This is a genomic window from Streptomyces sp. NPDC043870, from assembly GCF_056435785.1.
This window is the reverse complement of sequence record NZ_JBWKDT010000042.1, coordinates 43,774-54,098: the sequence shown is the minus strand read 5'-3', so window position 1 is coordinate 54,098 and position 10,325 is coordinate 43,774. Positions and strand designations below refer to the sequence as shown.

The following is a 10,325-nucleotide window of genomic DNA, read 5'->3' as shown; positions in this document are numbered from 1 at the left end:
TACATCCAACTCCTCAGGTGTCACCCCCGGTCAACGACACAGCCCCCTCAACCGGACACGCCACCGGCGAGTGAACCTGACCAAGCCCTACTAGGCAGGGAGGTCTCAAAGCGATGAACGATGCGGGGAAAGACACGGCGCAGGGCAGCCGCGCAACCGGCGCAGCCACCACCGGCTGCCCCGCCTCGCCGCCGCACCCGTCGGGTCTGGTGGCCGTTCGGCCGCCGACGCTGCACGCCCACAGCCGACGGACGGTCGCGTGAACCTTCGCGCCGGAGCGTCGGCAGTCCGACCTCGCGCTGCGTCAGGTGCGGATCTGGTGGGGCAGTGCGCCCGCACGGAACTGCTTCAGGTACCAGCTGATCTCGTTGGGGAACTGGTCGGCGTACCGCAGGAGCGGTCCCAAGGCGCCTTCGTACAACGGGTCCGTGCCGGGCCGGTCGAAGTCGGTGAGCCGCCCGGCCCACAAGGCGGTGGCTTCGTTGATCTCCAGGAACAGCGTTTCTCGACGGGTTCCCGAGTCAGTGGTGATCACCGGGTCCACGAGTGTCGGCCAGAAATGACGTCGTTGCCGTGGGCGCGGCGAGAAAAATGAAGGCGGGTGCCAACGGGCCGTTGGCAGGATGTCCACGCTCAACACTCGATGGGAAAGGACCCGACGACCGTGGCTCGTGCCATCACTCTGATCCGCTCCGCCTCCCTGTCCGACGTCGCCGAGTACGCCTACGCAGCCACGGCGCCCGCCGACTCCCGCCTGATCTTCCTCGCCGGGGCGTGTCCCCTGAACGACGACGGCTCGACGGCAGCGATCGGGGACTACGCGGGTCAGGCGCTGAAAGCCGTCGAGAACATGCAGGCTGCTCTCGCTGCCGCCGGCGCGTCACTCCAGGACGTCATCAGTACAAGGGTTCTCGTCGCATCGGCCCGGCGGGAGGACCTGGTGTCTGCCTGGGAGGTAGTCCGGGACTCGTTCGCTGACCACGACGTCCCCAGCACCTTGATGGGCGTCACTGTCCTTGGCTATGAGGACCAGCTCGTCGAGATCGAGGCCGTCGCCGCCGTGCTCGACTCTTGAGGTCCACTGACACAACGCGGCGGCCGAGCGCGGCCTGGACCGGAAGTGCCTGGCGGTAGCACTGCGAATAGAGATTGCCGGCCGCCTGCCAGGGCGGCCGGCAATCGAGGCAGGTAGCTCTCCGGTCAGCCGGTCTTGGCGGGCTCCTCGGCTCGTGCCCGAGTGGAGGCGAGGCGGTAGGAGTCGGTGCCGGTTTCGATGATGGTGCCGTTGAACATCAGCCGATCGACGATGGCCGCGCAGAGAGCATCCCGATGCTGCCCTGGCAAGAGACCCGGTGCCTCCCAAACTCATCAACATCACCCGACCGTGGTTCGGGGTGCCTCCCAAGCTCATCGACAAGTGACTTCACTACTGGGTTCTGGCACAGATCTTGGGGAGCGGTCGCAGAGGGTCACCTCGGTTGTCCCGTCTCACCGAAGTTTGAGTGACCGTAGCGCCGGGTTCCGATCACGCCAAGCTGGTGTTCACTGCTTCCGCTCCCCAGGCGTGAAGGGGCCGGTTGCGGGGGCTGCGCATTTATCGATGACGGTGTTCTCGCCGGCCGCCGAGCCCTCCAAGCAGAGCCGTCCGCCCTTGTTACGCAGGTCGAGGAAGAACCGCGTGGTCGCACCGGACTGCTTGAGGTCGTGTATGTGCTCGTCGACGTAGCCGAGGTCGTTCAGAATCGTCCGGACCTTGGTTGGGGTTGGGTCCACCAGATCCCAGAGCGCCTGGGCAATGCGCTCTTCATGGAGGGCGCTCGCGCACCAGTCGCGAGCGTTCAACTCAACCTCCGGACCCGCCGTGGGGGCGATGGGCTCCACGTCCGGCGGTACCTCCACCGAACCGGGCGGCAGGGTCTGCGCCGGACCGGTCGGTGGCGCCTCTGGCGGGGCGCTCGGGGGACACGACTGCGCGACTTTGTCCAGCATCGCCGTGAAAGCCACGCTGGGCCGGACCTCAGCAGTGTCAGCAGGCTTGCTTTGCGGTCCGTTGGCGCTTGTCTTCTCGGTGCCGCAGGCGGCGAGCGCCAGAGTGGCAAGAACTGCTATCGCGAGCGTGAGCCGCGGGCGGCGCGGGGAGCTGGCAACCGTGCTGGTCAGGGCAGAGGTTCGTCTCATGCGCCAAGTCTCCGATCAAGCCGCCCCCTGCACGTGAGTACGCGTACTCACGTGCAGGGGGGTACTCGCTCAAAACTTCGATGAGACCCGACCACACTTCAGCGAGATAGGACATCGGTGTTCGATGGTGAGGTCCTGGGTTCGCGTGAGACCGCGTACGCCTCCCGTCATGCAGGCAAGAGTGACGCCCCGTCAGGTCTAGGGCAATGTCTGTCACGCTCGGCTGCGGCCGATGACGGTGTTGGTCATGCAAGCCGACGCATCGTTCTGGGACTCTCTCGTGTTCGACGGGATCGACGACGTGGATGTCGAGGCGGTGTCCGCCGCTTTCGGCACGGTCGACGTGACGGCGAGGGGCCGGGGGGCCGGTGCGGCATGTCCGGACTGCGGCCGCTTCTCGGTCCGGGTGCACGGCTCCTACCAGCGCAGGCTGAAGGATCTGCCGCTCGGTGGGCAGAGCGTTGTGATCCGGCTGACAGTGCGGCGCTTCATCTGCGGCATGTCAGGCTGTCCGCGTCGTACGTTCGCCGAGCCGTTCACACAGCTGACCACTCCACATGCGCGTTTCACCACGCGGCTCAATCACGTCCTGGCGCGTGTCGCGCTCGCGCTCGCCGGGCGGGCCGGTGCTCGGCTGGCCGGACACCTGGGCCTCCGAGCAGGACGGATGACCTTGCTGCGCAGGGTCATGGCACTGCCGGACCCGCAGTCCAGCACGCCGCGCGTCCTGGGGGTGGACGACTTCGCCATTCGCCGGGGCCAGACCTACTCCACCGTCTTGACCTGCGGCGAGACCCATCGTGTGGTCGATGTGCTCCCGACCCGTGAGGCGGGGCCGCTGGCCGCATGGCTGACCAACCACCCCGGCGTGGAGATCATCTGCCGGGACCGGGCAGGCGCCTACGCCCAGGGAGCCCGGCTCGGCGCCCCCAGTGCACTCCAGGTCGCGGACCGTTTCCACCTCTGGCAGGGCCTCGGCCGGGCCGTGGAGACCTGCGTCGCAGCCCACCGCGAATGCCTGCGCGCTCCGGCACCGCCCATGCCCACCAAGACTGACCCACCGCCGGACGACTCGGAACTTCCTTCCCCGGATCCTGCCGGCCGACGAGCCCAGCGCAAGAAGGCAGCACACGCCCTGGTCCACGAACTGCTCGCCCAGGGCCACTCGTGCCGGGCCATCGCCCGGCACCTGGGCTGGGGCCTCAACACCGTACTGCGATACGCACGCGCCGCCCACTGGCAAGACACCCTGCGCGAGAATCGCCCCCGGCTCAGCAGACTCGACCCCTACAAGCCCTTCCTGGAACGGCGGTTCGCCGCAGGATGCACCAACGTCACCCGCCTGCACCACGAACTGATCGCACAGAACGCCCCCGTCACCTACCAGATGGTCCGCGCCTACATCGCCACTCTGCGTGTCGCCCCACGGCCGGCCCCGCCTCCGCCGCCGACGGTGCGGCAGGTGACCGGCTGGCTCACCCGCCACCCCACGGCCCTGAGCGAGGAAGAACGCGCCGCCCTGAAGGACGCACTGGCCCGCTGCCCCGAACTGGACACTGCCGCTGAACACGTCCGCGGATTTGGCGAGATCCTCGCCAATCGCCTCGGCCCGACGCTCCCCGCATGGATCGACGCCGTCGACGCCAGCCAACTGCCCCGTCTCACCAACTTCGCGCTCCACCTGCACCGGGACCTCGGCGCCGTGACCGCCGGCCTCGCCCTGCACTGGAGCTCCGGCGGCACCGAAGGTGCCGTGAACCGCATTAAGAAGATCAAGAGGCAGCTCTACGGCCGGGCCGGATTCGAACTACTCCGCAAGATGATCCTGCTCCAGTGACCCTCTGCGACCGCTCCCCAAGATCTGTGCCAGAGCCCACTACTGCCTGCACACACGCCAGCTCGTCTCCGCACCCGACGGACCAAGTCGCAGGTCGTCAGGGGGATCAGGCATCTGCGGGACGTCGGCGCGGCCGAACACCTCACGCCGATCATGTGGCGCCGCAGGGACCGCTACATGTTCTCCGACGACCCAGCGGACTGGATCGAGTACGAGACGAAGCAATTCCAGCAGATCCTCGGTCGGCTCACCCGGATGATCACCGGCACGCTCGCCCCGTACCTGGCCCGCTACCCCGACGACGAATGGGCCCAGCTGGCCTCGGCCCAGCTCACCGGAGTGCGCGCCACCCTCGCGCAGCTCACGAAATAGTCTCTTCCGACCTGCGAGAACCCGAAGGCCGTCATGCGCCGCCGCCGCTATCCGTCCGACACCACCATCGCCGAATGGGCCTTGCTGGCGCTGCTGCCCGTCCCGGCCTGCGAGACCAAGAACGGCGGGCACCCCGAGAAGTGGCCGAGACGAGAGATCGTCGATGCCATCCGCTACATCGTCGAGAATGGCCAAATGGAGGGCCCTGCCTGCCGACTTCCCACCATGGGAGAGGGTCTACGGCTTCTTCGCCAGGTGGAACCGGGCAGGGGTGGTGGCCTGGATCCGCGACCAGTTGCGCGACGGATCCGTACCAACCTCGGCCGCATTCCTATCCGGTGACGCTGATCGTCGACTCGCAGTCGGGGAAGGCCGCCGACACCGTCTCCAAGGCCCCCGCGGCTACGACGCCGGGAAGAGAATCAACGGCCGCAAGAGACACATCGCGATCGATACCAAGGTCCTACCAGTGATGATCATGGTCACCCGGGCAGACATGACCGACCGCGACGCGGCCCGCGAAATGCTCTTCCGCCTGCGACTCACCCATCCCCAGCTCACCCAGGTCTGGGACGACTCCGCATACGCGGGCCAACTCGTCGACTGGGCCGAACACCGACTTCATCTGTCTCTCGTCGCCAGGCCAAAGGACGCCGAGGGGGGATTCGTCGTCCTTCCCCGTCGCTGGGAGGTAGAACGCACGCTGGGCTGGATCATGCACGCCCGCCGCAACGTGCGGGACTACGAACGCCTCCCGCAGCACAGCGAGGCCCACCTGACCTGGTCATTCATCACCCTGATGGCGCGTCGCCTGACCCGGACCCCGGCAGCCCAGAAGGCCGCAGGGGTCCGGTAATTCACGTGTCCGTCTCAGCAAGGGCTGCGGCCTCTACGGCACTGTCCTGGTCGACGCCGAAGCTGGGAGTCGTGGACTGCGCCGGCCGACCGGCAAGAAGGGTTCTCGGCACCGGACGAGGATCCGGTCAGGCTGGTCTCTCCGCGTGCCGCCCCCGTGCGCATCATGCAGGCGTTTCGCAGATGGAGTAGAAGGTGAACTCCAGCGTCGGCAGGAGGGGATGATTGGCCGCGCTGGTGGTCCAGCCGTTGGCTTCGAAGTTGGGGTATGACTGGCCGACGGTCGTCGCTGCAGCGCCTGTCTGGACGCCGCCCGAGACGGGCTCCAGCCCGTCCGGGCATGGCGGGGTATGGGTGGTGCCCGCACCAGGCGGGACATCCTCGGTCTCGGTGACCACCTCGCGAACACCCGCCGAGCCGGTCGCGCCTGTGGCCCCGGTTGCACCCGTGGCCCCGGTTGCACCCGTCTGCCCGGTGGAGCCGGTCGGACCCGGCTCGCCCTGGATCCCCTGCGGACCGGTGGGGCCGGTGGCGCCCGCCGGGCCCGTCGGACCGGTCGGGCCTGCCGGACCCCTCTTGCATTCGTCGTCGTCGTACCTGTCGTGCGACCAGTCCTTGCAGTCGTCGTCGTCCGAGCTGTTCGACGTGGTCACGTGTTCGCCTACGCCTTGAGCTGCCACTGCGGCGGGACCGACCACGCCGGTCGCCAAGACCAGGGCGACCATTCATGGCGGCACCACCGTGATGTCGCCATGAACGTTTCCCAAGTGCCGCCCACAACCAGTGGGTCTCCCCACCAGAGCTTGGGGATCAAAGACACCCACTTAGCCAGCTCGGCATCACCCCCCGGCCGGCCTCTGCCAGCTCGCACAGGCCGCGCAGCAGGCTTCCGCATGGCTCACCGACGACCAGCGGCTCCCAGGCCGAGGCGTGTCAGAAAGCTCCGACGGGGTCCGTACCCTCATGCCCTCTCGCGTCGAAACGGAGCATGTCCTCGTCCAAAACCTTCAAGACCTCGGGGTCGACACCCCGTTTGCGGAGTTCGGCAACGCCGGCGCCTTCACGACGGCGCCGCGGCGGGATACTCCGACACATCCCGCAATCGGGCACGTGTGTGGCTCCCCGAGATGATCGGGATGGCTGAGGCCGCCAGGAGAGACGGGCAAAGCCCGATGAGTTTCTCCGTGATCCGCAGTCATAGAACATGATGAGTGCGCTGTGGCCGCAAGTGCGGTCGAAGCGTGCACCAACCGAATCCTGCTGCCAGCCGGACACGAGAGACCGAGGAACCTTTAGATGCGTACCCTGATCAGCACCGCTTTCATCTCGCTCGACGGCGTCGTTGAGGCCCCGGGTGGCGAGCCTGGTTACCGGAACTCCGGGTGGACCTTCAAGGACGTTGAGTTCCTGCCCGAGGCGTTCGACATCAAGGGTCGGGAGCAGAAGGAAGCCACTGCGATGCTGATGGGCCGGACGAGCTACGAGGCATTCAGCCCGGTTTGGCCCGACATGGAGGATTTCGCCGACTACAAGGTGATGCCGAAGTACGTCGTCTCCACCACCCTCACCGAGGACGACCTGGTGTCGAACTGGGGCGAGACAACGATCCTGCGCTCACTCGACGACGTCGCCGCGCTGAAGGAGACCGAGGGCGGCCCGATCATCGTCCACGGCAGCGCCTCCCTGAACCAGGCCCTTTCGGACGCCGGCCTGATCGACCGATACCACCTGCTCGTCTTCCCGCTCCTGCTCGGCGCGGGCAAGCGGCTCTTCAGCGCCACGGACAAGGACACCCAGAAGCTGAAGCTCGTCGAACACGAGGTCTACGCCAACGGCCTGCAGAAGCAGGTCTTCGACGTCGTCCGCTGACCAGGTCGCACTCGTCTGCTGTCGCGCCCCCGGACGTGACACTCGCAGGAATGACCTGCTCGGCGGGTGTGGAATCACCGCGCAGGCCAGAGGAATGCCCGCGCTGTGGAGCCCGGCCAGGTAGAGGGTCGCGGTCTTCTCGTAGCGGGTGGCGATGCCGCGCCACTGCTTCAAGCGATTGATGCACCACTCGACCGTGTTGCGCTGCTTGTATCCCTCACGGTCGAAAGTGGGTGGCCTGCCGCCACGGCTGCCTCGACGCAGTCGGTGGCCCCGCTGATCCGCAGGGACAGGGATCACCGCGCGGATACCGCGCTTACGCAGGTGCTCGCGGATGGCGCGCGACAAGTACGCCTTGTCGGCCAAGACCACATCGGGCCGGGTACGAGGCCGTCCGCGTCGGCGCGGGACGCGTATGCATGCCATCACGTCCGCGAAGGCGCGTGCGCCACCGGCCTGCACGGCGGGGAGGACGAAGGCCGGCGGGCGGCAGCGGGCGTCGGCTGCGAGATGAACCTTCGTGGCCAGCCCGCCACGGGACCGGCCGATGGCGTGGTCGTCCGGCTCACGGTCGGGGCCCCTTTTTGCGGGCCCCGGCGGCGTGCTGGTGAGCGCGCACGATCGTGGTGGAGTCCACCGAAACAGCCCAGATCAAATCCTCGTCAGCGTCGGCGCCTGCGCCACCAGCACCCCGCAAGCGCGACCGTGGCGCCCGCAAGTGCGCCGGCGAGCAGAGCTCTACGATCCGGTCGTCCTGCTTCGCCGATCGGTCGTTCCCCTCGGTGCCGCTCGGACACGGTCCGTGCTCCTTGACCGGACCAGGTGTTCAGCGTGGTGCGGGTGACCTGGCAGCAGGCGCAAGCAGCGCGGGCTGCTCTCGCCACCGACGGCCCACAGAACCGGCTCGGTGCGGCGGCTTGAGCAGTCGCCGACCCAGGCCGCCTGCGGAACGCGTCACCTGGTGGCGGCGCCGCCTGCACCGGGGCGTTCTTGTTCCGTAAGAGCCGGGCGGCTTGCACGACACGCATCGGCGTGAGTCGATGGACGTGCGGCGTCGGATGGATTCCCGTCCGTGATCCAAGATCAAAGGTCGCTCGGCATGGACGTGACCAACAGGTCCGTGACACATCACGCAGAGGAGCCGCTGGGCTCGTCACGGCCGTCCCGTGTGCTGCTGGCAGTCTGCCGCGTCGTGGTCGGTCTGCTGTGGATCCAGAATCTCTCGTGGAAACATCCTCCGGCCTTCGGCAAGGACTCGGGTCCACCGCGGGACCTCTACAGCTGGACGCTGAACGGGGTCGAGCACGAGGTGTTCGCTCCGTGGGCGTGGCTGGTCGAGCACGTGATCGTTCCGAATTTCGCGGTGTTCGCCTGGGGCGCCTTCGCCGTTGAGGCGTGCCTCGGCGCGTTTCTGCTGGTGGGCCTGGCGACCCGGTTCTGGGCACTGGTAGGGCTGGCACAGACGACCGCGATCACGTTCTCGGTCCTGAACACCCCGCACGAGTGGTTCTGGGCGTACTTCCTCATGTACGTCGCGCACCTTGCGCTCCTGGCCACAGCCGCGGGCCGGGCCTACGGAGTGGACGGTGCGCTGCGCCCCGTCTGGCGGCAGCGCCGCGGCCTGCCGTCACGGCTGCTGCTGGTCGCTTCGTGACGGTCGCGAAGGAGGCATCCGGTGAAGGCACCAAGGACGGCGATCGCCAGGACCGCTACCGGCCTGGGTCTGGGAGCTGCGGCGAGCGTCGTACTGGGGATCGCGGACGCGCCCCCTTGGCGGATCGTCACGCTCAGCGGCACGGGAATGCTCGTTCTGCTGTTCCTCGCGTGCCTGGCGGTCGCCGCGGGGCTCGCCGGGGTGCAGGCCCTGATCGTCCTGGCCGGGACCGGGTTCCTCGCCGCCACCGTCCTGCAGCTGGTCCAGATCGGGTGGACGGATGCGAACCTGCTCGGCGGTGACGGCTCGACCGTGGCCCTGCTCTTCGCCTTCGCCGTGGGTCTGCTGGCCCTCGGTCTGGCCCCGGCGACGCACAGCAATGCGCCGGATCCGGCTCCGTCCTCCTCGGGAAGGCCTGAATCCTCATGAACATGGACAGCACGCTGAAGCCGGTCCTGGCCACTGCCGCGGAACATGCCCCCGCAGTGGACGCGGACGGCCGGTTCCCCAGCGAAGCGGTTTCCGCACTGGGCGCGTCCGGCCTGATGGGCCTGCCCCTGCCTGAGCAAGTGGGCGGGCTCGGCGCAGGCCCGCCGGAGTTCGCCCATGTCACGGCCGAGCTGGCGGAGGTCTGCGGTTCGACCGCCATGGTCTACTTGATGCATATATGCGGCGCCATGACGGTACTGGCCGCACCGCCTTCCGGGCTTCCCTCCGTTGTGGGCGACATGGCCGGCGGCCGGACCCTGGCGACCCTGGCGTTCAGCGAGCCCGGTTCCCGCTCGCACTTCTGGGCGCCGATCAGCCAGGCCAAGCGCAATGGCGACGATGATGTGCGGTTCACCGCGGACAAGAGCTGGGTCACCTCCGCCGGCCATGCGGGGCTGTACGTCACCTCCGTACTCTCGGCCGACGAGCCGGGCACGGTCGACCTCTACGCCGTCCAGGCCGGCCAGGCGGGGGTGAGCGTCACCGGCTCCTTCCACGGCCTTGGGCTGCGAGGCAACGCCTCCTCGCCGATGCGCTTCGACGTGACGGCTGTGGACACCACGCGTCTGGGCCGGCCCGGCGCGGGATTCGCACTGATGACCGAGACGGTGATGCCCTGGTTCAACCTGGGCAACGCGGCCGTCTCCCTGGGCCTGGCCCGATCCGCTCTCAAGGCGGCCGTGCGGCACACCAGCAGCGCCAGACTCGAGCACACCGGTCAGACACTGGCCGAGCTGCCCACCGTCCGCGCCCGGCTGGCCCGTACGTCGCTGCAGCTCGAGGCCGTGACCGCGTATCTCCACAAGGCGGCGGCGAGCATCGCCGCACCCGACGAGGAAACCCCGCTGTACGTCCTCGGGGTCAAGGCACTGGCCAACGACACCGCCCTGACCGTCACGGACGACGCCATGCGGGTGTGCGGCGGTGCGGCGTTCTCCCAGCACCTGGGCATCGAGCGGTCTTTCCGGGACGCCCGCGCGGGCCATGTCATGGCTCCCACTGCCGACGTTCTGTACGACTTCTACGGCAAGGCCGTCACGGGCCAGCCCGTGTTCGGCTGACGCCGACGCC

General features: G+C 68.1%; 11 protein-coding genes and 2 pseudogenes. 8 read left to right on the top strand and 5 right to left on the bottom strand.

Annotated elements, in window-relative coordinates:
* Nucleotides 1-304 precede the first annotated feature (304 nt).
* A complete protein-coding gene (locus AC0699_RS33205) occupies nt 305-535 on the bottom strand; it encodes a hypothetical protein (RefSeq protein WP_478667839.1) in 231 nt (76 codons plus the stop codon).
* A gap of 129 nt (nt 536-664) precedes the next feature.
* Between AC0699_RS33205 and AC0699_RS33200 the strand changes: the two genes are divergently transcribed.
* A complete protein-coding gene (locus tag AC0699_RS33200) occupies nt 665-1,075 on the top strand; it encodes a RidA family protein (RefSeq protein WP_478667838.1) in 411 nt (136 codons plus the stop codon).
* Nucleotides 1,076-1,200: 125 nt separating this feature from the next.
* Here the strand turns inward: AC0699_RS33200 and AC0699_RS33195 are convergent.
* Nucleotides 1,201-1,320 (bottom strand): annotated as a pseudogene (locus AC0699_RS33195) (IS21-like element helper ATPase IstB); the annotation flags it as partial.
* Between the two features lie 222 nt (nt 1,321-1,542).
* Nucleotides 1,543-2,178, bottom strand: a complete 636-nt coding sequence (locus AC0699_RS33190) for a hypothetical protein (protein ID WP_478667837.1) — start codon at nt 2,176-2,178, stop codon at nt 1,543-1,545.
* 247 nt (nt 2,179-2,425) lie between these two features.
* On the opposite strand from AC0699_RS33190, the gene AC0699_RS33185 reads away from it, so the two are divergent.
* The 3 genes from AC0699_RS33185 (at nt 2,426) to AC0699_RS33175 (ending at nt 5,243) form a co-directional block, all read left to right on the top strand.
* Nucleotides 2,426-4,015 carry an ISL3 family transposase gene (locus tag AC0699_RS33185; RefSeq protein ID WP_478667836.1) on the top strand — a complete coding sequence of 530 codons (1,590 nt, stop codon included), beginning with the start codon at nt 2,426-2,428 and terminating at the stop codon, nt 4,013-4,015.
* Nucleotides 4,016-4,192: 177 nt separating this feature from the next.
* Nucleotides 4,193-4,387 carry a hypothetical protein gene (locus AC0699_RS33180; RefSeq protein ID WP_478667835.1) on the top strand — a complete coding sequence of 65 codons (195 nt, stop codon included), beginning with the start codon at nt 4,193-4,195 and terminating at the stop codon, nt 4,385-4,387.
* 163 nt (nt 4,388-4,550) lie between these two features.
* The gene (locus AC0699_RS33175; protein ID WP_478667834.1) at nt 4,551-5,243 is read left to right on the top strand and encodes an IS5 family transposase; all 693 of its coding nucleotides are present in this window, start codon (nt 4,551-4,553) and stop codon (nt 5,241-5,243) included.
* Between the two features lie 163 nt (nt 5,244-5,406).
* Here the strand turns inward: AC0699_RS33175 and AC0699_RS33170 are convergent, their stop codons facing one another.
* Nucleotides 5,407-5,895, bottom strand: a complete 489-nt coding sequence (locus AC0699_RS33170; RefSeq protein ID WP_478667833.1) for a hypothetical protein — start codon at nt 5,893-5,895, stop codon at nt 5,407-5,409.
* Nucleotides 5,896-6,538: 643 nt separating this feature from the next.
* Between AC0699_RS33170 and AC0699_RS33165 the strand changes: the two genes are divergently transcribed.
* Nucleotides 6,539-7,111: a dihydrofolate reductase family protein gene (locus AC0699_RS33165; RefSeq protein ID WP_478667832.1), complete on the top strand. Its 573-nt coding sequence runs from the start codon at nt 6,539-6,541 to the stop codon at nt 7,109-7,111.
* A gap of 93 nt (nt 7,112-7,204) precedes the next feature.
* On the opposite strand, the pseudogene AC0699_RS33160 reads toward AC0699_RS33165, so the two are convergent.
* Nucleotides 7,205-7,660 (bottom strand): annotated as a pseudogene (locus AC0699_RS33160) (IS5 family transposase); the annotation flags it as partial.
* 571 nt (nt 7,661-8,231) lie between these two features.
* Here AC0699_RS33160 and AC0699_RS33155 point away from each other — a divergent pair.
* From AC0699_RS33155 to fadE16, 3 genes are read left to right on the top strand one after another with little or no spacing between them, the layout of a single operon-like run.
* Nucleotides 8,232-8,765, top strand: a complete 534-nt coding sequence (locus AC0699_RS33155; protein ID WP_478667831.1) for a hypothetical protein — start codon at nt 8,232-8,234, stop codon at nt 8,763-8,765.
* A gap of 21 nt (nt 8,766-8,786) precedes the next feature.
* Nucleotides 8,787-9,194, top strand: coding sequence for an Rv1678 family membrane protein (locus AC0699_RS33150; protein ID WP_478667830.1), 408 nt, complete (start codon nt 8,787-8,789; stop codon nt 9,192-9,194).
* A 2-nt stretch (nt 9,195-9,196) separates the two neighbouring features.
* Nucleotides 9,197-10,315 (top strand): Rv1679 family acyl-CoA dehydrogenase, encoded by a 1,119-nt coding sequence (fadE16, locus tag AC0699_RS33145; RefSeq protein WP_478667829.1) that lies wholly within the window; start codon nt 9,197-9,199, stop codon nt 10,313-10,315.
* Nucleotides 10,316-10,325: the final 10 nt, after the last annotated feature.